Below are 21779 nucleotides of genomic sequence, written 5' to 3' on the forward strand. Positions count from 1 at the left end.
AGGGTCAGCGGCATGATGCCATCCTGACCGACAGATCGAACACGTGAGGAAGACCCCTATGACAGCAGCATCTGGTGCCCACAGAACATCCCGCCTCCTGGCCCTCTCCGGAGCCGCAGCCCTGGGCCTGAGCGCCGCAGCGGCCGCACCCGCCTGGGCCCATGACACGCTCATCTCTTCCATGCCCGAGGAGGGCGAGGTGCTCACCGAGAGCCCCGAGGAGATCGTGCTGGAGTTCAGCGGATCGGGACTGACCCAGGGGGAGGACATCCCCAACGAGATCCTCGTCCGCGATGAGGACGGCGAGAGCTGGGAGACCGAGGAGTCCGCCGTGGTGGAGGGCAGCACCATGTCCACCGACCTGCAGGACTCCCTGCCCAACGGCGAATACACCGTGACCTACCACGTGGTCTACTCCGACGGACATGACGAGGAGCTCAGCTTCGAGTTCGAGGTGGAGGACCCCGCCGCCATCGACAGCTCCGAGGCCCAGGCCGACGAGGATGAGGCGGAGGAGCCCAGCCAGCAGGAGAGGGCCGAGGCAGAGACCCCCGATATGGCCGACCCTGCCGCTGAGGAGGACCCCGCCGCTGAGGAGGACCCCGCCGCCCAGGACGAGAACCCTGCCGTGCAGGATGACTTCCCGGCCTGGGCTCCGATCGTCTTCGCCGGTGCCGGTGTGCTGGTCGTTGCGACCGTGCTGGTCCTGGTCCGGCAGAAGATGAAGCAGGCCGAGAAGTGGAAGGACCACAGCAGCGACGACGACGTCTCGGGCGAAGGAGACAGGGACAGCCAGTGACCCGTACCGAGAAGGCGAACACCACGGGCAGCAGCGCCGCCAAGAACCGCACCGGCCAGGTGTGGTCGGCGCCGCTGCCCGTGGTGGGCGCCGCCCTCAGCGCAGGACTGATCGCCGTCGCCGTGGCCGGCTGGCTCACCGGTGTCGGACAGGCCGGAGAGATCGCAGACCCGGGTGCCGTCACCCGATGGGGCCTGCCCGCCTCCCGCTATATCCACCACATCGCCATGGCCACCGCCGTGGGCGCAGTCATCCTGGCCGCTGTGGCCATCCCCGCACGGGTGGGCCCCCGCTCCCGCCAGCGCCGCCGCGACCAGAAGGCCGACCGTGACCAGGCCGCCGCCGCTGATGAGCACCCGCTCTTCGCCCGGGCCATGCAGATCGCCACAGTGGCGGCCGTGGTCTGGACCATCGCGGCCATCGCCGTGCTGGTGCTCAGCTATTCCTCCCTGGCCGGGCAGCCGCTGTCCACCTCGGAGGCCTTCTCCGCCGGCTTCCTGGGCTATGTGCAGTCCATCGCCACGGGCCAGGCCTGGATGACCATCGTGGTCATGGCCGGCATCTTCGCCACTCTGGTCTCCGCTGTGCGCAACCAGGCCGGACTCTTCTTCACCGCCGTGCTGGGCCTGACCGCCATCGTCCCGATGGCCCTGGTGGGCCACTCGGCCTCCGGCGATGACCATATGGCGGCGGTGAACTCGCTGGGACTGCACCTGCTCGGCGTCGTGATCTGGGTGGGTGGGCTGACCGCCCTGGTGCTGCTGGCGCCGGAGATCAGGCGCCAGGCCTCCGTGCGGACCACCAAGGATCAGGGCGGTCCCGAGCTGGTGGGCACCCTGCTGCGCCGCTACTCGGTGCTGGCCATGCTGGCGCTGATCACCGTGGCGCTCTCCGGGATCATCAACGCCGATCTGCGCATCGAGTCCCCGGGCCAGCTGCTGACCACCCCCTACGGCGTGATGCTGACGCTGAAGACGGTGGCCACCCTGGGCCTGGCGGTCATCGGCTGGATGCACCGCTCCTGGATCATCCCGCGGCTGGCCGGCGCCCACGCCGGCGCCGGGGCCTCCCCGCGCGGACTTGAGAAGCCCGCCCGCTCCGCCGATCCGCGCCGGACCACCAAGCTGCTCTGGCAGCTCATCCTGGTGGAGGTGGCCGTGATGGCCGCCGTCATCGGCATCAGCGCGGTGCTGGGCCGGACCTCACCGCCGGTCACCGAGGAGCTGCCCCCGGACGCGACGCCGGCCCGCACCCTGACCGGCTACGACCTGCCCCCGGCCCCGGACCTGAGCAACTACCTCACCCTGTGGCGTCCGGACTGGCTGTGGGTAGGGATCATCCTCTTCCTGGCGGCCTGGTACATCACCGCGATGATCTCGCTGCGCCGCCGCGGCACCCGCTGGTCCATCGGCCGGACGCTGAGCTTCCTCTTCGGCCTGGCCATTCTGTTCTGGGTCACCTCCGGCGGCCCTGCGGTCTACGGCATGGTGCTCTTCAGCGGCCACATGATCCAGCACATGACGCTGACGATGGTGGCGCCGATCTTCATGGTGCTCGGCTCTCCGGTCACCCTGGCGATGAAGTCGCTGCCCACCCGCTCCGACGGCACCCGCGGCGCCCGCGAATGGATCCTCTGGCTGGTCCACTCCCGGTTCTCCCGGCTGGTGACCAACCCGCTGGTGGCCGCGGCGAACTTCGCAGGCTCCATCCTGCTGTTCTACTTCACCCCGGTCTTCGGGCTCTCCCTGGAGTACCACCTGGGGCACCAGTTCATGATCGTCCACTTCCTGCTGACCGGGTACATCTTTGCCCTGGTCCTGGTGGGCGATGACCCGCTGCCCAGGCGGCCGCCGTATCCGTTCCGGCTGATCATCCTGCTGGCCACGATGGTCTTCCACGCATTCCTGGCCGTGGGGCTCTCCAGCCAGGAGGCGCTGATCGAGGCCTCCTGGTTCGGCAACATCGGCCACGACTGGGGCTTCTCCGCACTGGAGGACCAGCAGCGCGGTGGTGAGCTCATGTGGGGCCTGGGTGAGGTGCCCGCCATGCTGATGGCGGTCATGGTGGCCATGCAGTGGTCCAGGACCGATAAGCGAGAGACCAAGCGCTTGGACCGGGAGGCTGACCGGACCGAGGACGCAGAGCTTCACGAGTACAACGAGATGTTCGCCGCCATGGCGGAACGGGAGGAGCGCCGATGAGCGCAGCACGTCACCGCGGAACCAAGGCGCTGGCCGGCGCCGCCGTCGGGCTTCTGGCCCTGACCGCCTGCGGCGAGGATGAGAATCAGGTCGAGGGCGACGACAGCCCTCCGGCCGGCAGCGAGCGGCTGATCGAGGCCGCCGAATCCGGCCTGGACCGGGCCGGCAGCTTCGGCTTCGGCTCGGCAGGATTCGCCACGGAGAACCAACTGGAGACCACTCGTGAGGAGGCTGGGGAGGTGCTGCCCGGCACCAGCGAGGAGGACATCAGTCCCGCCGAATGCGCCGAGCCCATCGCCGACGTCGACTTCCAGCCGATCATGCTGGAGGAGGACGCCGCCCGGGCCGACTTCGTCTCCGAGACCTTCACCGGCACCGGCTCTCTGGAGGTCGCCACACTCTCCGATGAGGAGGACCACCAGCTGGTGGAGGACCACATCGCCAGTGTGAACGAGCTGGTGGAGTCCTGCGGGGATATGGAGATCGCCCTGGATGACATGGACTACCACTATGAGTTCGCCCCCGTGGAGCTGGAATCGCTGCCGGAGGAGTCCAGCGTGGCCTACACCCGCACCCAGCGCATGGGCGAGGGCGGAGAGGATGGAACAATCGCCGCCCAGATGCTGTTCGCCCAAGCAGGCGAGGACGTCGTGATGGTCTCCTTCATCGGTGAGGAGGCGGCGAACTCGGCAGAGTTCACCCAGATCGGCGAAGCCATCACCACGGAGATCGTGAGCGCATTGGACGAGGAGCAGTAGATGACAGCAGAGACGGCAGCCACCGCAGAGTCGGCGGCAGACATCCGCCGCACAGACCGTATCCGGGCCTCGGAGCTGATCGGCCGCGGCTGGCTGAACACCGGCGGCAAGCAGGTGACCCTGGAGGACCTCCGGGGCAAGATCGTCATCCTGGACTTCTGGACGTTCTGCTGCATCAACTGCCTGCACGTGTTGGACGAGCTGCGCCCGCTGGAGGAGCGTTTCCATGACGTTCTGGTCACCGTGGGCGTGCACTCCCCGAAGTTCGAGCATGAGGCCGATCCCGACGCCCTGGCCGCCGCCGTGGAGCGCTACGAGATCGAGCACCCCGTGCTGGACGACCCCAACCTGGTCACCTGGCAGGCCTACTCAGCCCGCGCCTGGCCCACTCTGGTGGTCATCGACCCCGAGGGCTACATCGCCGCCTCACTCTCCGGCGAGGGCCATGTAGCCGGTCTGACCTCCCTGGTGGAGGGGCTGGCCGCCGAGCATGAGACCAAAGGCACCCTGCACCGCGGCGACGGCCCCTACGTCCCGCCGGAGCCGGTCAGCCGCACCCTGCGCTTCCCGGGCAAGGCTGTGCCGGTGACCCGCGAGCTGGGCGGCGAGGGATCCGGCGTCGGGAACTTCCTGGTGGCCGACACCGGCCACCACCGCATCATCGAACTGAAGGACGACCTGGAGACGGTGGTCCGCTCCTGGGGCACCGGCGAGAAGGGCCACGCCGACGGCGAAGGATCGTCGGAGGGCAACGACGCCGCACAGTTCACCGAGCCGCAGGGCCTCACCCTTCTGCCCACGGAGCTGGCCGAGCAGGTCGGCTACGACATCGTGGTGGCCGATACGGTCAACCACCGGCTGCGCGGCATCAGCACCTCCACCGGTGCGGTGACCACGCTGGTCGGCAACGGTGTGCAGCGCCTCATCGACTCTGAACGGGTCACCGAGGCCCAGGCCGATGAGCTGGGCAGCCTGGGCACCGATCCGCTCAGCGTCTCGCTGTCCTCGCCCTGGGACGTGCTGTGGTCGGAGAAGACCCAGCGGGTCATCGTGGCCATGGCCGGCACCCACCAGATCTTCGCCTTCGACCCCGCCACCGGCGAGCTGTCCATCTGGGCCGGCACCGGCCTGGAGGGCCTGAGCGACGGCGATGCCGGCGAGGCCTGGTTCGCCCAGACCTCCGGCCTGGCCGCCGACGCCCAAGGTGACATCTGGATCGCCGACTCCGAGACCTCCTCGCTGCGCGTGCTCCGCCTGGGCGACGGCTACGGCGCAGCAGGGGAGAAGGGCAGCCCCGAGACCCCCTATGTGGAGACCATCGTGGGGGAGGGGCTCTTCGACTTCGGCTTCCGCGACGGCGATCCCGCCCAGGCCCGGCTGCAGCACCCGCTGGGTGTGGCAGCCCTGCCCGACGGCTCCGTGCTGGTGGCCGACACCTACAACGGTGCGATCCGCCGCTTCCACGGCGAGCACTTCGCCGCCGACGGCACCACCGTTCCGGCAGAGGTCTCCACCGTGGCCCGCGGGCTCAAAGAGCCCTCGGATGTGCTGCTGGACTCCGACGGCGCCACGCTGCTGGTGGTGGAGACCAACGCCCACGAGCTGGTGCGCATCGCCATCCCGGAGGAGTACCTGACCGTGGATGAGGGCGCCTCCCAGACCCAGCGTCCGGCCACCGCCGTGGCCCCCGGCGAGTTCTCCCTGACCGTGGGCTTCGCCGCCCCGACCGGCCAGAAGCTGGATGACCGGTGGGGCGATCCCACCCAGCTGAAGATCTCCTCCTCCCCGGAGAACCTCATCCTCGAGGGTGCGGGCAACTCCGAGGGGCTGGAGCGGACGCTGCGGCTGAACACCGAGGTGACCGAGGGAGTCCTGCACATCACTGCCCGGGCGGCCGCCTGCGACGGCGCCCCCGGCGAGGAGATCCCGATGCACGCCGCCTGCCACCTCTACCAGCAGGACTGGGGCATCCCGGTCACCCTGGAGGAGGGCGCGGACACCGGCCTGCAGCTGGACCTGCGCGGCATCCGCTGATCGCCGCCGGTCACTGACGAGACCCGCCGCCGAGGACCTCAGGTCTTCGGGCCGGCGGGTTTCGTCGTCACAGCAGGGAAATCTCAGGGCCGGGTAGTGTTCCACCATGGACAAACCCGATTCTGTGACCTCCTCTGAGTCTGCCCGACCCTCGCTGTGGCGCCGCTACTTGGAGATCTCTCTGATCTGGAAGCTGTCAGTGGCCCTGGTGCTCGGCATCGTCGCCGGGCTGATCTTCGGGCCCGGCATCAGCGTGATCCAGCCGCTGGGCGATGTCTTCCTGCGCCTGCTGATGATGCTGGTGATGCCCCTGATCCTGCTCACCCTGATCGCCGGTGTCGCCTCCGTCTCCCCGAAGACGCTGGGACGGATCGGCGGCAAGGCCTTCGTCTACTACTTGGTGACCACCGCCTTCGCCATGTCCATCGGCATCGGGCTGGCGCTGCTCATGTCCCCGGGCGCCGGCCTGGACATGCCCGCCGGCGACGAGGACGAGGGCGAGACCGCACCGCCGCTCTCCGAGGTGCTGGTGGACATCGTCCCGGAGAACATCTTCGGCGCTCTGGCCGAGGGGCAGGTGCTGGCCGTGATGTTCTTCGCGCTGTGCGCCGGCGTCGCGCTGGCGTATCTGCAGGACTCCAGCGACGAGCGGCTGGCCGGCATCGCCGCCGACATCCGCCGGTTCGTGGACGGCGGCGTGGAGCTCGTCTTCCTGATCATCCGGGGCGTGCTGCAGTACTCGCCCATCGGCGTCTTCGCCCTGATCGCCGTGGTGGTGGGCGAGACCGGCAGCGACGCGCTGCTGCCCCTGCTGCAGCTGACCGGCTCGGTCTATGCCGGCATCTTCGTGCAGATCCTGGTCTACGCCCTGATGCTGCTGGTCTTCCGGGCCCCGGTGATCCGCTTCTTCCGCGAGGCCAAGGAGCCCATGCTCACCGCCTTCGTGACCCGCTCCTCGGGCGGCACGCTGCCGGTCTCCACCCAGGCCGCCGAGCGGCTGGGGGTGAAGAAGGGCGTCTACTCCTTCACCCTGCCGCTGGGCTCGACCATCAATATGGACGGCACCGCCATCTACGTGGGTGCGGCCACGGTGTTCGTGGCCAATGTGACCGGCACTGAGCTCTCCCTGACGCAGATCGCCACAGTGGCCGCCGTCGGCGTCCTGGCCTCCATCGGCACCGCAGGCGTCCCCGGGGCGGGACTGATCATGCTGACCATGGCGGTGACCGCGGCTGGACTGCCCATGGCGCCGGTGGCGCTGGTGGCCGGCATCGACGCCATCCTGGATATGGGACGCACCATGTGCAACGTCACCGGTGACCTGGCCGGAACGCGGATGATCGCCAAGACCGAACCGGGCATGCTGGAGGAGCCGCGGGACCCTCCAGCCGGTAAACTCGAGGACAGCACTCAAGACGGGCGAAAGGCGGATGACCTATGACCACTATGGTCGTTGTGGCGAGCAAGCACGGTTCGACGGCGGAGATCGGTGAGCGCATCGTCTCCACGCTGAGCGCCCGGGGAGTCTCGGCCCACGTCAAAGACATCTCCGAGGCCGGCAAGTGGCTCTATGAGACGGACAATGTGGTGGTCGGGCTTCCGGTCTACCGGCAGGGTCTGTGGGGTCCGGGCAAGCTCTTCCTGGACGGGCACCGCACCGAGCTGGGCGGCAAGCCGCTCTTCCTCTACGCCGTGGGCGGCAGCCCCCGCCTGGACTCGGAGATCGAGTCCACCATGCGCCAGTACCCGCACCGCGAGATCGCCTACTTCCGCGGTGCCGTGGACAGCGAGAAGCTCAGCTTCCTGGAGAAGCTGCAGCTGAAGGTGGCCCGTCAGCCCGTGGACGCCGACTGGCGCGACTGGCCTGCCGTGGAGGACTGGGCCAACGGCCTGCTCGCCTACGGCGTGAGCTGATCCCGGCGCGCTGCCACACACCGTAGACAGAGAGGCCCGGTTCCCTGACTCAGGGAACCGGGCCTCTCTGTCTCTCAGCGGCTCTGACCGTGGGTGATCGATAAAACCCATCCTGAGGCCCGAGATCGCCGATTTCAGCTCATATTTTGGGTTTTATCGATCACCTACGCGTCAAGGGGAGGGGATCAGCGGGCGGAGCCGAAGAGCTTTCCGTGCTTCTCGCGGTCCTCATCCTCGACCACGCGCAGCCGGTCGATCATCAGGAAGGCGCAGCCGTAGAGTCCCACGAACACCCACACGGTGATGGAGTTGATGGTGAAGGCATCCTCCAGGCCGACCAGATCGCTGATCTGGCGCACCAGCCAGACCACTGCGGTGCCCAGGAAGATCGCGCCGCCGGCGGCCGTGGTGTACATGGCCATGGCCGCGCCCTTGTGGTCCGGGGTCAGGGCCGGCATGATCGCGCCCATCGGGACGAAGCCGGCCAGCATGCAGCCGAACAGGCAGCCGGCCACCACGGCGGCCAGGTAGCCCCAGGTGCTGTCCTGCGGCAGCAGATGCGGCACGTACCACCAGGCCAGCAGCCCCAGCGCGGAGCCGCTGATGCCGAACCACTTCACCGTGCGGCGCCAGCCCCACCGGTCGCCCACGGCACCGAAGACGGCGTTGACCAGGATGTTGGTGGCGAAGACTGCCACAGTCATGGACAGGTACTGCGACTGGGACCAGCCGAGGTTCTCCTCACCGGCGTACATGACCGCCGGCAGCACGATGAACATGCCGAACTGCGGGGCGGTGTTGATCAGGCGGATCAGGAAGCCCATCAGGATCTTGGAGTTGGTGGCGGTCAGCCGCACACCCGCGGTGAGCACCTGGGCGGCGGTCTCTCCCGCCGGGGCCAGACGCCGAGTGCCGCGCTTCTCCCGCACGCCGAAGTGGGCGATGAGGAAACCCAGGACCGCGATGCCGGTGGCCAGCCAGAGTGCGCCGGTCTCGCCGGGGCCGCCCACCCCTCCGCCGCCGAAGGCGGGGATGGCACCGATGGCGATCAGCGAGCCCAGCGTGGGCAGGCCGCCGGTGTACATGACGTAGAACCAGCCGATGGCCGTGGAGCGCCGCTGATTGGGCGCCACGGCGGCGATCCAGACGATGAAGGCGAAGGCGAACAGCGGGAAGCCGAAGCCGCGGGCGAAGTAGGCGGCTGCGGCCAGCTCCATGGAGCCTGCCTCCAAGGCCACCAGGAACAGCACGTGGAAGGCCACCCAGAGGGCCGCCCCCAGCACCATCACGCGCTTGGGGCCGAAGAGGTCGGCCAGCGCGCCGCCCAGGTAGGAGGCGATGGCCACGGCCAGGTTGTGCCAAGTGACGATGGCAGCCACTGTGGTGCCGCTGACGCTGAGCACCTGGGACATATGCGGCTCGAGGAAGTTGGACTCGATGCCCACGGCCGTCATGAGCAGGAGCAGCCCCAGGAAGCCGAAGCGCAGGACATGGGGGATGCCGATCCGGTCCAGCGCGGTGTTCCCCACCGCTGAGACGTCTCCGACGCCGGTCTCAGCGGTGGGGCCGCTCTGCCGGCCCCTTGCGGACACTGATGTACTCATCGAACGTGGTGCTCCTTCGGTCTTCGGGCTTCCTTGCCTGAGGCGGCTCAGCTGAGTATGAGACGTAGCTCATATGAGCAGGCCGGAGTCCACAATAGAGCATAATGCGGATCACGTCATCTGTGTCACAGCTGAGGCCTCCAGGGGGTTCACCCTGGAGGCTTCAGCTGATGGGGGAGGGGCGCTATCTGCCGGAGTCGGGCTCAGTCTGCCGAGGACAGCGCCGTCTTCAGCGAGACCCGCTGACCGGTCTGCAGCAGCGAGCGGCTGTAGATCTTCGCCGCCAGCAGCGTCATGAGCACTGTGGCCAGAGCCAGGACGCCCAGGGCCAGCAGGGGCTCGAACCACTCGGCCTCATTGAAGAACATCCGGGCGGGCATGGCCACCGGTGCCGAGAACGGCACATAGGAGGCGATGGTCATCGCCAGCGGGTTGTCGTTGAAGAAGACCACCACGAAGTACGGGGCCATCAGCAGCATCATCGTGGGGGTGACCACGGTGCCGGAGTCCTCCTGGCGGGAGACCATGGAGGCGCCCGCCGCGAACATGGAGGCCACCAGCACGAAGCCCGGGATGAAGAACAGGACGAACCACAGCATGGGGACGGTGAGGACATCCAGCATGTCCTGCTGCCCGGTGATCAGCAGCCCGACGACGGATGCCGCTGCCAGCACCACACCCTGGCCCAGCGCGAGCACCGAGTTGCCCAGGATCTTGCCGCCCAGCAGGGCGCGGGCGGAGATGGCCGCCAGCAGGAGTTCCACGATCCGGTTCTGCTTCTCCTGGATGGTGTTCTGGACGATCATCATGCCGCAGCTGATGCCCACGAACATGAAGACCATGCCGAAGGCCGCAGGCACCAGCATCCGCAGCGCACCGTCGGCCTCTCCTCCTTCCAGCACTTCGGTGGTGGGGGTGACGGCGAGCAGCTGAGCCACATCGTTGGGCTCGCTGTCCAAGCCGATCACGCGGACGCCGGAGGGGGAGTCGCCGTCGGCGGCGATGATCGCCTCGACCTCCTCCTCGCGCAGCAGGTCCTCGGCGTCGTCCATCGTGGCGGAGGTGGTGGCCTCGACGCCGGCCTCCTCCAGCCCCTCTGTCACGGTCTCGTCCAGGCCGACCACGGCGGCCGGGACCTGATCATCCTCGTCATCGCCGCCGAAGATGTTCGCGCCGACGATGCCGCCGACAACGATCATCACGAGGACGACCATGCTGATCAGGAAGGGCTTGCTGCGCAGCTGGGTGGTGATCTCGCGCTCGGCCACCAGCAGAGTGGCCGAGCTGGTGGTCAGCGGGGTGCGTGTGCTCATCGTGGTCATCGCAGGGTCTCCTCTGCCGGCTGGTTGTAGGAATCGGCGGTGAACTCGCGGAAGATCTCGCTGAGATCGGGCAGCACCGGGGCGAAGCGGCGCACCGCGCCCTGACCCACGGCCTGGCTCAGCACGGCCTGGGCCACCGCGGGCTGGGAGCGGAAGAGCACTCGGTCGGCGGCGAACTCGTCCACCGTCACGCCGGGGACCTCGCGGACCCAGCCGGCGTCGGTCTCGGTCTGCAGCTCATAGCGCAGGGTCCCGTGGGCCCGGCGGAGCTCATCACGGCCTCCGGAGGCCATGACCCGGCCGTCGCCGATGATGACCAGGTCGTCGCAGAGCCGCTCCACCACATCGAGCTGATGGGAGGAGAAGAGGACGACGGCGCCCTTGGCGGCCTGCTCGGTCAGTACGCTGAGCACCTCGTCCACAGCCAGGGGATCCAGTCCGGAGAAGGGCTCGTCCAGGATCAGCACATCTGGGTCGTGGACCAGGGCGGCGGCGATCTGGACGCGCTGCTGGTTGCCCAGGGAGAGCGCCTCCAGCGGATCGTTCAGCCGCTCGCCCAGGCCCAGACGGGTCAGCAGGGACTCGGCGCGCTCGGCGGCCTCGCTGCGGCTGAACCCGTGCAGGCGGGCCAGGTAGCCGATCTGCTCGGCCAGCTTCATCTTGGGGTAGAGGCCGCGCTCGGAGGGCATATAGCCGAACCGGGTGCGGGATGCCGGGGCCAGCTCCTGTCCGTCCAGCCGCATGGTTCCGGAGTCGGCGGCCAGCACGCCCAGGATGATGCGCATAGTGGTGGTCTTGCCGGCGCCGTTGCCCCCGACGAAGCCGGTCAGCTGGCCGCGGCGGGCGGTCAGAGACACATCGTGCAGCACCCGGCGTCCGCCGAAGGACCGGCAGATGTCGTGGAGTTCCAGCATGGGATCCTCTCCCTCAGGTCAGTGGTGTCAGCTCTCATGCTTGAGCCTAATGACGCCTGATCGGGCGGGGATCCCCCGGGCGGGGGAATTGCTGTCAGTCGGGGGAATCTGCCACGATGCCGTGGCGGTGGGCGTAGGCGACGGCCTGGACGCGGTTGCGCAGCTGCAGCTTGGCCAGCACCCGGGACATATGGGTCTTGACCGTCTCGGCTCCGATGAACAGCCGCTCGCCGATCTCGCTGTTGGACAGTCCCAGGGCGGCCTGGGCGAGGACGTCGCGCTCGCGCTGGCTCAGCGGCTCCACTGTGGAGTCCCGGCCGACGCTCTGGTCTGGGCTCGCCTGCGTCGGACGGCCCGGTCCAGAACTCTGATCCTCCTCCATGCTGCGCCGGATCAGCGAGCGGGTCATCTCCGGAGCCAGCAGCGCCTCTCCGGAGGCCACTGTGCGGATGCTCTCGGCCAGCTGCTCCGGGGTGGCTGTCTTCAGCAGGAACCCGCTGGCCCCGGCCTTCAGGGAGTCCATCAGATAGTCCTCACGGCGGAAGGTGGTCAGCATGACCACCTGGGTCTCATGGGCTGAGAGGATCTCACGGGTGGCCTGAATTCCGCTCATCACCGGCATCTCGATGTCCAGGCAGACCACATCCGGCTGGGTCCGGGCCACAAGCTCCACGGCCTGCTGTCCGTTCGGGGCGGTGCCCAGGACCTCGATATCCGGCTGTGCGTTGAGGATGGCGGCCAGTCCGGCCAGCATCAGCGGCTCATCATCGGCCAGCACGATCCGCAGCGGCACCTCGTTCTGCGTCATCAGCTCACCCCTCCGCTCTCGTTCCGGCCCGCTTCATCGGCCCCAGCCCCCGACGCCGGCCGCACCCCGGCCGGCACGGCCTCAGCCTCGGCCACCGGCAGGTCCACGCGGATGAAGAACCCGGTGGGCTCCCGCGGCCCGCAGTCGAAGCTTCCGCCCAGGGCGGCGGCACGTTCGCGCATTCCGGGCAGGCCGTGCCCGGAGGAGGGCTGGGCGGTGCCGTGGTGGCGGCGTCGTCCGCCGTCGTCGAGGATCTCCAGCTCCACGGAGGCCGAGCGCCAGCGCAGCCGGACATCGGTGGCGGCGCCCTCCCCGGCGTGCTTGCGGATATTGGTCAGCGCCTCCTGGGCGATCCGGTAGAGGGTCAGCGAATACACGGGGCGCAGGGCCTTGGGTTCGCCGTGGACCTCGTAGCGGGTCTCCAGCCCAGCGGTGCGGGCGGCGGCCAGGAGGTCATCGATCTGGTCGATCCCCAGGGCGCTGGCCGGCTCCTCGGCCTCGGCGGAGCCGTCGCGCAGCACGCCCAGGATGGACTGCATCTCGGAGACGGAGCTGCGAGCGGAGGACTCGATCTGGCGGATGAAGTCCTCAGCGGCGGCGTCGTCGGTCTTCAGCAGGGTGCGGGCCGCTCCGGCCTGCACACCCATCAGCGAGACGTGGTGGGCCACCGAGTCATGCAGCTCGCGGGCGATGCGCAGCCGCTCCAGGGAGACGGCCTGGCTGGCCACCACGGCGCGTTCGGCCTGCAGCGCCTCAGTCTGCTCCTCCAGCCGGGCCTCGGTCCGGGCTTTGCCCCAGGCGTGGTGGCCGAACCACACGGCTCCGGCGAAGTAGAGCAGGTTGATCAGCAGCTGGTAGAGCCAATAGGCCAGCGCGGGCGTCATCTCACCGGCGAGCACGTCCTCTTCCACCGAGAGGGTCTCGCGGAGGAAGGCGCTGAAGAGCCAGAGGAGCATCGCGACGACGACCACCGTCTGCACCCGCACCGCCCGACGCCGGTCCCGGGACCAGGCGCCCACGGTATAGATCGCCATGAATACGGCGATGTTGATGATCAGCGTCTCCGGGACCTCCAGCTCAGCGATGAACACCATGGCGATGGCCACCACGAACAGGGTGAGGGTCGGGTAGAGACGCCGCAGCGCCAGGGGCACAGTGCCCAGGGCGATGCACAGCAGCGAGGTCACCGGTCCGGCCGGGTCATCGTAGAAGCCGACCATCCGGAACAGCGTCAGCGCCAGGATGCCCAGGCAGAACATGACCGCAGCGATCAGGGCATCGGTGCGCGCCTCATCGGAGGTGGGGCGGCGCCGGACCCACTGGTCCGGCACCGGATCCTGCTCCCGCTGCTGCCCCGGGGTCGGCTGCGGCTCCTGTGCTGCCGGGTTCTGCTCAGTCGGCATGCTCGGCCAGCTGCTCCTCGGCCCACTCGTCGAAGTCCTCGGTGCCGTCCCACTCCTCCTCGCCGGCGTAGACCGTCGGGGTGCCGGGGATCTGATCCTCTCCGGCGACCTCAGTGGTGTACTCGGCGAAGTCGAGGTAGGTGCCGTCCTCGATGCAGTTGGAGATGTCGGCGCCGTAGTCATCCGCGGCGATCTCGGCGAGATCCTCCGGGCTCAGTCCCTCGCCGAAGGACTGGGTGACCTCGTTGAGGTAGGGCAGGTAGTCCTCCGGGGACTCTTCGGCCATGCAGGAGAAGGCGTTGGAGGCCTCGGGGGAGTTCTGCTCGTCCACGAAGGTCATGGTGCGGTACTCCACGGTGATGGTGCCCTCGTCGAGCTCGTCCTCGAGGAAGTCGCCGTACTCCTCCTCGAAGTCGGCGCAGTGCGGGCAGGAGGGGTCGCTGTAGATGACCACATGCAGCGGCTCGCCCTCCTCCGGCGGGCGCAGGCCGCTGGGGACTCCGGGCTCCTCGGAGCTGGGCAGATCCTCCAGGTCCACCTCATCCGGGGCGGTGCCGGGCTCCAGCTCCGTGGGGGAGCTCAGGACGAAGCCGCCGTGCTCAGTGGCGGCGGAGGGGACGGCGCCCAGGTCGCCGTCGTCGTCGCCGTCCTGGGCGGCGTCGTCCTGATCGGCCTGGTCAGGCTGATCCTGCTCCTCCTGGCCGGCGGCGTCCTCCTCCGGGGCGTCGGGCTCTGCGGAGTCACCCACGCTGGCGCATCCGGAGAGCACCAGCGACAGGGCGGCCACAGAGGTCAGGGCAGTCAGCCAGCGGCGAGGTGTCCGATTCATCATGAGCCTCACTCTAAGACATGGGCTCAGTCCTGCGGGAGGGCCACCAGATGCGCCGGCCCAGCTCCACGCAGAGCGCGGGCACCTGCAGCGTGCGCACCACAAAGGTGTCGATCAGGATCCCGACGGCCACCAGGAAGGCCAGTTGGACCATGAACATGATCGGCAGCACCGCCAGTGCGGCGAAGGTGGCCGCCAGCACGACGCCGGCTGAGGTGATCACCCCGCCGGTGACCACCAGGGAACGCAGCGTGCCTTCGGCCGCCCCGTGCTGAGGCGACTCCTCCCGGGCACGGGTCATCAGGAAGATGTTGTAGTCCACGCCCAGAGCCACCAGGAACATGAATCCGTAGAGCGGGACCGAGGGGTCGGCGCCGGGGAACTCGAAGAGGTGGTTGAAGACCAGCGCGGAGACGCCCAGTGCGGCCAGATAGGACAGCACCGTGGTGGCCACCAGGATCAGCGGCGCCACCACGGAACGCAGCAGCAGGATCAGGATGGCAGTGATGGCGATCAGCACCATCGGGATGATCACCGTCAGGTCCCGCTGGGCGGTGTCATTGGTGTCCACCTGGGTGGCGGTGGTCCCGCCCACCAGGGCCTCGCCCGGCAGGGAGTCCAGCTCCGCCCGGAGGTCCCGGACGGTGTCCTCGGCCTCCAGGGAGTCCCCGGCGTGGTCCAGAGTGGCGGAGATCTGCACCCAGCCGTCCACCTGGTGGGCCGCGCTCGGGTCTGTGGCCGGGGCGGAGTCCTCATCCAAGAGATGGGCCGTGGCCACACCCTCGGTGCCGGTGACGGTCTCCAGGGCCTCGGAGGCGTCCTCGGCGGAGACGAAGACGCTGCTGGGTGCGCCGGTGCCGGCGTCGAAGTGTTCCTCCAGCAGGGCCTGGCCGGCCTGGGTCTCGGTCTCGGCCAGGACCATCTCGGTCTGCGGGACGCCGTGGGCCTTCAGCTGGGTGACGCCGGCGGCGCAGGCCAGCAGCAGGAGGGTGACCACCAGCCAGACGGCGCGCGGCCGGCGTCGCACCGCTGCTGCCACACCGCGCCAGAGCCGGAACTGGGAGGCGGAGGTGTCGGTCTGGACGTGCGGGACCTTGGGCCAGAAGGCGGGTCGGCCGATCAGCGCCAGCAGGGCCGGGAGGAAGGTCAGCGTGGCCAGCATGGCGAAGACGATGCCGGTGCTGGCCACCGGGCCCAGGGCCTGGTTGGAGTTCAGGTCCGAGAAGAGCAGGCAGAGCATGGCCACGGCCACTGTTCCGCCGGAGGCGAGGATCGGCGGTGTGGAGCGGCGCACGGCCGCCCAGAGTGCGGCGTGGCGGTTCTCGGCGTGGGCCAGCTCTTCGCGGTAGCGGGCCACCAGCAGCAGCGAGTAGTCGGTGGCCGCGCCGATGACCAGGATGGAGAGGATGCCTTGGGTCTGGTCGTCCAGCGTGATCCAGCCCTGCTGGGCCATGCCCCAGATGACGGTGATGGCCGCGCACAGGGCGCCGATGGAGGAGAGCAGCACCAGCACCGGCAGCAGCACGGAGCGGTAGACCGCGATCAGGATCAGGAAGACCGCGGCGATGGCCACCAGGAGCAGGACTCCGTCGATGCCGGCGAAGGCCTCGACGAAGTCGCCGGAGAGTGCGGCCGGGCCGGTCACATAGGCCTCCCAGCTGTCCTGGTCCAGGCTCTCTCCCACCAGGCTGCGCAGCTCATCCAGCGTGCCGTCCTCAGTGGCCGCCTCCTCCAGCAGGATCAGCATCTGAAGGGCGCTTCCGTCCTCGTCGGGCTGGGGCGGGATCACCTGCACGACGCCGGACAGCTCAGAGATCTCCTCGGCCAGTTCGCCGGCTTCTGCTATGGCCTCGGCAGGGAGCTCCCCGCCTTCGGCCGGGGCTGCGACCACAGTGGCCGGGACGGCGTCGTCGTCGGCGAAGCGCTCCTGCAGCTCCATGGCCTGGGTGGACTCGGCGTCCACGGGCAGGAACGCGGCCTGGTCGCTGGTGGTGACCTCGGAGAGGTTCCCGAAGGTCTGCCCGCCCCAGGAGGTCCAAGCCAGCCAGAGGATGGCCAGCACGGAGGGGAGGAGGACCCGGAGCCGGGAGGTCTTCTTCCGCTGTTCCTTCCGCGGCGGGGTCGGATCCGGGTGGTGTCCGGTGGACGGGGTCTGCAGGGGAGAGGGGGCGTTCATGAGCTGGGGGAGTCCTTGCTGATGCGGGGTTGGGTGGAGGGCTCGGGGCGGGATCCGGGGTGGGAGCTGGAGTGTGCCGAGGCGGCTTGGCCGGCGTCGGGGTCTGGTGTGGCTGAGCGGCCGGAGTCGGGATCAGCGATGCGCTCGGAGAGCGCCTCGAGGAAGCCGGCGATGGAGTTCAGCTCTGTGGTGTCGGTGGCCCCGATGAGCTCCTGCATGACGCTCAGGTGCCGGCTGAAGTGGGCGAAGAAGTGCTGGCGGGCCTTGGGGGTGAGGGTGATGATCCGCGAGCGGCCGTCCTCGGGGTGACGGGCGCGCTGCACGAACCTGTCACGGACCAGCCGGTCGATCAGCGAGGTGGCGGCGGCAGTGGTGATCCCCAGATGCTCGGCGATGGCATGCGGGGTGACCGCAGTGCCCTGCTGCTCGCGGATGGCGAGCATGCGCAGCGCTCGCAGGTCCGAGGTGTGCATCTCCATCCGGCGGGTGAGGTCGCTGTGCATGCGGTCCAAGGCATCGGTGAGCAGCTGGATGGCTTGGAGCGTGCGCAGGGCAGGACTGTCTGGCGCAGCAGGATCGAGCATGCTGCGATCATATAGGTAGCTAGCTTATTTAACTAATTTCCTGGGAGTTCACACGCGGCGTGAGGCTCAAGTCCACTGCCCCGGGAACGCCTGAGGCCCGGCCCCACAGCGGGGGGGGCCGGGCCTCAGGCTCGTCTGAAGATGCTCAGCGGCAGATCACTGCTGCTCCGCCACGGAGGCGGAGGTGCCGAAGCGGCTCGGGATCACCGAGCTCCAGGCCTCCTTGAGCTCATCCAGCGGCAGGGTGAAGCTCCCGCCCTCGAACGGGCCGGCCACCTCCAGCTCACCGGACTGGACGTCCACCACACCGACGCGGATGGCCGCGAAGCCGCGCGCGCTGGTCATATCGGTGAACCGGATCTCCTCCGAGCGCGGCAGCGCCACGATCGCACGGGACTGGGACTCGCTGAACAGTGCGGAGAAGGCGTCGACGCCGTCGCGCTCGCAGACGCCGTCCAGCGCCACCCGGGCACCCACGCCGAATCGCAGGCTCATCTCGGCCAGACCGGCGGCCAGCCCACCCTCGGAGAGGTCGTGGGCGGCGTCGATCATGCCGTCGCGGGAGGCGTTGATCAGGATCTCGCCCAGAGTCTTCTCCGTGGCCAGGTCCACCTGCGGGGGAGTGCCGCCCAGGTGGCCGCGGCCGCGGGCGAACTCGGAGCCGTCCAGCTCATCGCCGGTGGTGCCCAGCAGGTAGATCGCCTGACCGTCGGCCCAGCGCTCGTAGCCGGAGGGGGTGCGGCGTCCGACGTCGTCGAACGTGCCCATCACACCGACCACCGGGGTCGGGTGGATGGCCCGGCCAGCGGTCTGGTTGTACAGGGAGACGTTGCCGCCGGTGACCGGGATGCCCAGCTCCTGGCAGCCGTCGGCCAGGCCGCGCACGGCCTCGGCGAACTGCCACATGATCTCCGGGTCCTCCGGGGAACCGAAGTTCAGGCAGTCGGAGACCGCCACAGGGACGGCACCGGTGGTGGAGACGTTGCGGTAGGCCTCGGCCAGCGCCAGCTGAGCCCCGGTGTAGGGGTCCAGGTAGGCGTAGCGGGCGTTGCAGTCGGTGGCCAGCGCGACGCCGAGACCGGTCTCCTCATCCACACGGATGACGCCGGAGTCATCCGGCTGGGACAGGGCGGTGTTGCCGCCGACGAACCGATCGTACTGGTCGGTGATCCAGGAGACGTCAGCCATGTTCGGGCTGGTCATCAGGTCCACGACGGCGTTGCCCAGCTCTTCAGCGGTGGCGGGCAGGTCCTTGCCGGCCTCGGAGGCGCGGAAGGAGTCGGCCTGCAGATCGTCCTGCCAAGAGGGGCGCCGGTAGGGGCGCTCGTAGACCGGGCCGTCGTGGGCCACAGTGCGCGGATCCACGTCCACGATGGTCTCGCCGTCCCATTCGATGATCAGCCGGCCGGTGTCGGTGACCTCGCCCAGCCAGGAGTACTCCACGCCCCACTTGGCCATGACCTGTTCGAAGCGCTCCTGGTTCTCCGGAGTCACCACGGCCATCATGCGCTCCTGGGACTCGGACATCAGAATCTCGCCCGGGGTCAGAGTGGGGTCGCGCAGCAGCACATCGGTCAGCTCCACGTGCATGCCGCCCTCGCCGTTGGAGGCCAGCTCGGAGGTCGCACAGGAGATGCCTGCCGCACCCAGGTCCTGGATGCCCTCGACCAGCTCGTCGCCGAAGAGCTCCAGGCAGCACTCGATGAGCACCTTCTCGGAGAAGGGGTCGCCCACCTGGACGGCCGGACGTTTGGAGGGCTTGCTGCTGTCGAAGGACTCGGAGGCCAGCACGGAGGCGCCGCCGATGCCGTCGCCGCCGGTGCGCGCCCCGAAGAGCACCACCTTGTTGCCCACGCCGGAGGCGTTGGCCAGGCGGATGTCCTCATGGCGCATCACACCCACAGCCAGGGCGTTGACCAGCGGGTTCTGCTGGTAGACCTCGTCGAAGACGACCTCGCCGCCCACATTCGGCAGGCCCAGGGAGTTGCCGTAGCCGCCGATGCCGGAGACCACACCGGGCAGGACACGCTGAGTGTCCGGGTGGTCGATGGCGCCGAAGCGCAGCGGATCCATCACGCCCACCGGGCGGGCGCCCATGGAGATGATGTCGCGCACGATGCCGCCGATGCCGGTGGCTGCGCCCTGGTAGGGCTCCACATAGCTGGGATGGTTATGGGACTCGATCTTGAAGGTGACCGCCCAGCCGTCGCCGAGGTCGGTCACACCGGCGTTCTCGCCGATGCCGACCATCAGGTCCTTCTTCATCTCCTCGGTGACCTTCTCGCCGAACTGGCGCAGATGGACCTTGGAGGACTTATAGCTGCAGTGCTCGGACCACATGACCGAGTACATGGCCAGCTCGGCCGCCGTCGGGCGCCGTCCCAGGATCTGGACGATCCGGTCATACTCATCAGACTTCAGGCCCAGCTCCGCCCAGGGGAGCTCGGTGTCCGGGGTGGTGGAGGCGTTCTCCACGGTGTCGATGTTGAATTCGGCGCTGACGCCGGGGGTGAAGTCTTCGCTCACTTCGAGCCTCCTGCCAGGGAAGAGATGACGGAGGTGAACAGGGTCAGTCCGTCGGTGCCGCTGCGCATGCCGGTGGAGTCGTCCGGGCCGTAGCCGGCCTCCACAGCGTGCTCGGGGTGAGGCATGAGGCCCACCACGTTGCCGGCCTCATTGGTCACGCCGGCGATGTCGTTGCGGGAGCCGTTGGGGTTGCCGCCCAGGTAGCGGAACACCACACGTCCCTCGGCCTCCAGGGCCTTGAGGGTCTCCTCATCGGCCACGTACTGGCCGTCCTGGTTCTTCAGCGGCACCGAGATGATCTCGTCGTCGGTGAACTGGGAGGTCCAGGCGGTGGAGTTGTTCTCCACGCGCAGCGCCTGGTCCTTGCAGACGAACTTCAGGTGGTCGTTCTTGATCATCGAGCCGGGCAGCAGGTGTGCCTCGGTGAGGACCTGGAAGCCGTTGCAGATGCCCAGCACCGGCAGGGGCCCGGAGGAGGCGGCGGCGCCGGCCTCCTTGATGAGGGTCTCCATGACTGGGGCGAAGCGGGAGATCGCACCGGCGCGCAGGTAGTCGCCGTAGGAGAAGCCGCCGGGCAGCACCACGGCGTCCACGCCGTGCAGGGAGGCGTCGGCATGCCACAACGAGACCGGGGTGCCGCCGCCGAGGCGGACCGCACGGGCGGCGTCGCGGTCATCCAGAGTGCCGGGGAAGGTGACGACGCCGATCCGGGCGCCGTCCAGGGGAGCGTCGGCTTCGGCGCGGAAGTCGCCGATCAGGGGGGTCTCGGTCATCTCAGCGCTGGTCCTCCACGCGGACGTCGACGACATCCTCGATGACGGGGTTGGAGAGCATCTCGGCGGCGGCCTTGCGAGCCTGCTCGAGAATCTCCTCAGTGACCTCGCCGTCCACGGTGAGGTCGAAGCGCTTGCCCTGGCGGACTGCCGAGAACTCCTCGAAGCCGAGGTGGGGGAGAGCGTTGACGATGGCCTTGCCCTGCGGGTCGAGGATCTCTGGCTTGGGCATGACCTCGACGATGATGCGCGGCATGTTTCTCCTGTGTCAGCTGGATGAGGGTGAGCGCCCGCGGATGCTGATGGAGGTGCCGTCTCACGCTGACCACGACGACGGCGGCCGGCGCTCCGCGAGCTTGCGGAGTCAGTCTACCGGCTCTCAGGCTGGTGGGAATCCACGGCAGGGAGAGTTCCCGCGTCAGCCTCCCTGTGGGAGACTCAGCAGATGGAGTGGGGCCTGTATGCAAGCTTTCTGGCGGTCGTGCTGGTCATCGCGGTGACACCCGGGGCTGACACTGCGGTGGTGCTGAAGAACGTGGTGACCGGCGGTCGTCGCGGCGGACTGGCTGCGGCAGCGGGGGTGTTCGCCGCCTCTGCGTTGCAGGCTGTGCTGGTTGCCGTCGGGCTGGGGCTTCTGATCGCGCAGTCTCAGGGGCTGTTGCAGGTCATTCGGTGGGTGGGCGCGGCCTACCTGTTGTGGCTGGCTTTCCAGTCGGTGCGCGCGGCGGTGCGGGGAGAGTATGGCCGTGGCGCTCAGGAGGCCGGCGTCGTTGCGCGCCGGGGTTTTGTCCAGGGGTTTCTCACCAACGCCACCAACCCGCAGATTCTGCTCTTCTACCTGGCGCTGCTGCCGCAGTTCGTGTCCGCTGAGACCGGAATCGGCGTACTGCTGGTGTTGGCCATGACTCTTCCGGTGATCGGCACCGCGCTGCTGCTGCTGGTGGTGGTTCTGATGGGACGTGTCAGGACGTGGCTCGATCGCCGGACGGTGCGTCGCAGCCTTGATGCGGTGACCGGGATGATCCTCGGCGGGCTTGGGGTGCGAGTAGCGGCTGATGCCGTGCGCGAAGCAGCCTGAGATCGGAGCCCGGGCGAAGCCTGCGCGTGTGGTGCTTCCCACAGTAGGGAACAGGG

18 protein-coding genes are annotated in these 21779 nt (G+C 68.7%); 7 read left to right on the forward strand and 11 right to left on the reverse strand.

The genetic code is table 11. The annotated features are described in order from the left end of the window. Nucleotides 1–58 precede the first annotated feature (58 nt). The 6 genes from IEW85_RS12525 to IEW85_RS12550 all read left to right on the forward strand — a co-directional run bounded on the left by IEW85_RS12525 (nucleotide 59) and on the right by IEW85_RS12550 (nucleotide 7706). Nucleotides 59–799 carry a copper resistance CopC family protein gene (locus IEW85_RS12525; RefSeq protein WP_188686270.1) on the forward strand — a complete coding sequence of 247 codons (741 nt, stop codon included), beginning with the start codon at nucleotides 59–61 and terminating at the stop codon, nucleotides 797–799. Continuing rightward, the gene (locus IEW85_RS12530; RefSeq protein ID WP_229659017.1) at nucleotides 796–3000 is read left to right on the forward strand and encodes a bifunctional copper resistance protein CopD/cytochrome c oxidase assembly protein; all 2205 of its coding nucleotides are present in this window, start codon (nucleotides 796–798) and stop codon (nucleotides 2998–3000) included. Before IEW85_RS12525 ends, IEW85_RS12530 begins: the two co-directional genes overlap by 4 nt. Then, nucleotides 2997–3758 (forward strand): hypothetical protein, encoded by a 762-nt coding sequence (locus IEW85_RS12535; RefSeq protein ID WP_188686274.1) that lies wholly within the window; start codon nucleotides 2997–2999, stop codon nucleotides 3756–3758. The genes IEW85_RS12530 and IEW85_RS12535 overlap by 4 nt, the downstream gene beginning before the upstream one ends. Continuing rightward, on the forward strand, nucleotides 3759–5792 hold the full coding sequence (locus IEW85_RS12540) for an NHL domain-containing thioredoxin family protein (RefSeq protein ID WP_188686276.1): 2034 nt from the start codon (nucleotides 3759–3761) through the stop codon (nucleotides 5790–5792). A gap of 106 nt (nucleotides 5793–5898) precedes the next feature. Beyond that, nucleotides 5899–7233 (forward strand): dicarboxylate/amino acid:cation symporter, encoded by a 1335-nt coding sequence (locus IEW85_RS12545; protein WP_188686278.1) that lies wholly within the window; start codon nucleotides 5899–5901, stop codon nucleotides 7231–7233. Next, nucleotides 7230–7706 (forward strand): flavodoxin domain-containing protein, encoded by a 477-nt coding sequence (locus tag IEW85_RS12550; RefSeq protein WP_188686280.1) that lies wholly within the window; start codon nucleotides 7230–7232, stop codon nucleotides 7704–7706. The genes IEW85_RS12545 and IEW85_RS12550 overlap by 4 nt, the downstream gene beginning before the upstream one ends. A 185-nt stretch (nucleotides 7707–7891) precedes the next feature. On the opposite strand, the gene IEW85_RS12555 is transcribed toward IEW85_RS12550, so the two are convergent. The 11 genes from IEW85_RS12555 to purS form a co-directional block, all read right to left on the reverse strand. Further along, the gene (locus IEW85_RS12555; RefSeq protein WP_188686282.1) at nucleotides 7892–9310 is read right to left on the reverse strand and encodes an RbtT/DalT/CsbX family MFS transporter; all 1419 of its coding nucleotides are present in this window, start codon (nucleotides 9308–9310) and stop codon (nucleotides 7892–7894) included. Nucleotides 9311–9513: 203 nt separating this feature from the next. Next, nucleotides 9514–10623 (reverse strand): ABC transporter permease, encoded by a 1110-nt coding sequence (locus IEW85_RS12560; protein WP_229659018.1) that lies wholly within the window; start codon nucleotides 10621–10623, stop codon nucleotides 9514–9516. 5 nt (nucleotides 10624–10628) lie between these two features. Continuing rightward, nucleotides 10629–11546 (reverse strand): ABC transporter ATP-binding protein, encoded by a 918-nt coding sequence (locus IEW85_RS12565; RefSeq protein WP_188686285.1) that lies wholly within the window; start codon nucleotides 11544–11546, stop codon nucleotides 10629–10631. Between the two features lie 94 nt (nucleotides 11547–11640). Beyond that, on the reverse strand, nucleotides 11641–12354 hold the full coding sequence (locus IEW85_RS12570; RefSeq protein WP_188686288.1) for a response regulator: 714 nt from the start codon (nucleotides 12352–12354) through the stop codon (nucleotides 11641–11643). Beyond that, entirely contained in the window at nucleotides 12354–13757 is a 1404-nt protein-coding gene (locus IEW85_RS12575) for a sensor histidine kinase (protein WP_188686291.1), read from the reverse strand. The genes IEW85_RS12570 and IEW85_RS12575 overlap by 1 nt, the downstream gene beginning before the upstream one ends. Next, nucleotides 13747–14589 (reverse strand): thioredoxin domain-containing protein, encoded by an 843-nt coding sequence (locus tag IEW85_RS12580; protein WP_229659019.1) that lies wholly within the window; start codon nucleotides 14587–14589, stop codon nucleotides 13747–13749. Before IEW85_RS12580 ends, IEW85_RS12575 begins: the two co-directional genes overlap by 11 nt. 10 nt (nucleotides 14590–14599) lie before the next feature. Further along, nucleotides 14600–16762, reverse strand: a complete 2163-nt coding sequence (locus IEW85_RS12585) for an MMPL family transporter (protein WP_188686298.1) — start codon at nucleotides 16760–16762, stop codon at nucleotides 14600–14602. Continuing rightward, nucleotides 16759–17346 carry a MarR family winged helix-turn-helix transcriptional regulator gene (locus IEW85_RS12590; protein WP_229659020.1) on the reverse strand — a complete coding sequence of 196 codons (588 nt, stop codon included), beginning with the start codon at nucleotides 17344–17346 and terminating at the stop codon, nucleotides 16759–16761. Before IEW85_RS12590 ends, IEW85_RS12585 begins: the two co-directional genes overlap by 4 nt. A gap of 156 nt (nucleotides 17347–17502) precedes the next feature. Next, nucleotides 17503–19872, reverse strand: a complete 2370-nt coding sequence (gene purL, locus IEW85_RS12595; RefSeq protein WP_188686301.1) for a phosphoribosylformylglycinamidine synthase subunit PurL — start codon at nucleotides 19870–19872, stop codon at nucleotides 17503–17505. Beyond that, nucleotides 19869–20645 (reverse strand): phosphoribosylformylglycinamidine synthase subunit PurQ, encoded by a 777-nt coding sequence (gene purQ, locus IEW85_RS12600; protein ID WP_188686304.1) that lies wholly within the window; start codon nucleotides 20643–20645, stop codon nucleotides 19869–19871. Before purQ ends, purL begins: the two co-directional genes overlap by 4 nt. 1 nt (nucleotide 20646) lies before the next feature. Next, nucleotides 20647–20901: a phosphoribosylformylglycinamidine synthase subunit PurS gene (gene purS / locus IEW85_RS12605; RefSeq protein WP_188686306.1), complete on the reverse strand. Its 255-nt coding sequence runs from the start codon at nucleotides 20899–20901 to the stop codon at nucleotides 20647–20649. Nucleotides 20902–21090: 189 nt separating this feature from the next. On the opposite strand from purS, the gene IEW85_RS12610 reads away from it, so the two are divergent. Continuing rightward, entirely contained in the window at nucleotides 21091–21723 is a 633-nt protein-coding gene (locus IEW85_RS12610; protein WP_188686309.1) for a LysE family translocator, read from the forward strand. The last annotated feature ends 56 nt before the right edge of the window (nucleotides 21724–21779 follow it).

It is taken from the genome of Nesterenkonia cremea (assembly GCF_014642675.1).
Classification (GTDB): domain Bacteria; phylum Actinomycetota; class Actinomycetes; order Actinomycetales; family Micrococcaceae; genus Nesterenkonia; species Nesterenkonia cremea.

Excerpts from the sequence above, each read along its gene's own strand:
- IEW85_RS12525 (WP_188686270.1), top strand. The coding sequence starts at position 59 with ATGACAGCAGCATCTGGTGCCCACAGAACATCCCGCCTCCTGGCCCTC.
- IEW85_RS12535 (WP_188686274.1), top strand. The coding sequence starts at position 2,997 with ATGAGCGCAGCACGTCACCGCGGAACCAAGGCGCTGGCCGGCGCCGCC.
- IEW85_RS12540 (WP_188686276.1), top strand. The coding sequence starts at position 3,759 with ATGACAGCAGAGACGGCAGCCACCGCAGAGTCGGCGGCAGACATCCGC.
- IEW85_RS12545 (WP_188686278.1), top strand. The coding sequence starts at position 5,899 with ATGGACAAACCCGATTCTGTGACCTCCTCTGAGTCTGCCCGACCCTCG.
- IEW85_RS12550 (WP_188686280.1), top strand. The coding sequence starts at position 7,230 with ATGACCACTATGGTCGTTGTGGCGAGCAAGCACGGTTCGACGGCGGAG.
- IEW85_RS12555 (WP_188686282.1), bottom strand. The coding sequence starts at position 9,310 with ATGAGTACATCAGTGTCCGCAAGGGGCCGGCAGAGCGGCCCCACCGCT.
- IEW85_RS12560 (WP_229659018.1), bottom strand. The coding sequence starts at position 10,623 with ATGAGCACACGCACCCCGCTGACCACCAGCTCGGCCACTCTGCTGGTG.
- IEW85_RS12565 (WP_188686285.1), bottom strand. The coding sequence starts at position 11,546 with ATGCTGGAACTCCACGACATCTGCCGGTCCTTCGGCGGACGCCGGGTG.
- IEW85_RS12570 (WP_188686288.1), bottom strand. The coding sequence starts at position 12,354 with ATGACGCAGAACGAGGTGCCGCTGCGGATCGTGCTGGCCGATGATGAG.
- IEW85_RS12575 (WP_188686291.1), bottom strand. The coding sequence starts at position 13,757 with ATGCCGACTGAGCAGAACCCGGCAGCACAGGAGCCGCAGCCGACCCCG.
- IEW85_RS12580 (WP_229659019.1), bottom strand. The coding sequence starts at position 14,589 with ATGATGAATCGGACACCTCGCCGCTGGCTGACTGCCCTGACCTCTGTG.
- IEW85_RS12585 (WP_188686298.1), bottom strand. The coding sequence starts at position 16,762 with ATGAACGCCCCCTCTCCCCTGCAGACCCCGTCCACCGGACACCACCCG.
- IEW85_RS12590 (WP_229659020.1), bottom strand. The coding sequence starts at position 17,346 with ATGCTCGATCCTGCTGCGCCAGACAGTCCTGCCCTGCGCACGCTCCAA.
- purQ (WP_188686304.1), bottom strand. The coding sequence starts at position 20,645 with ATGACCGAGACCCCCCTGATCGGCGACTTCCGCGCCGAAGCCGACGCT.
- purS (WP_188686306.1), bottom strand. The coding sequence starts at position 20,901 with ATGCCGCGCATCATCGTCGAGGTCATGCCCAAGCCAGAGATCCTCGAC.
- IEW85_RS12610 (WP_188686309.1), top strand. The coding sequence starts at position 21,091 with ATGGAGTGGGGCCTGTATGCAAGCTTTCTGGCGGTCGTGCTGGTCATC.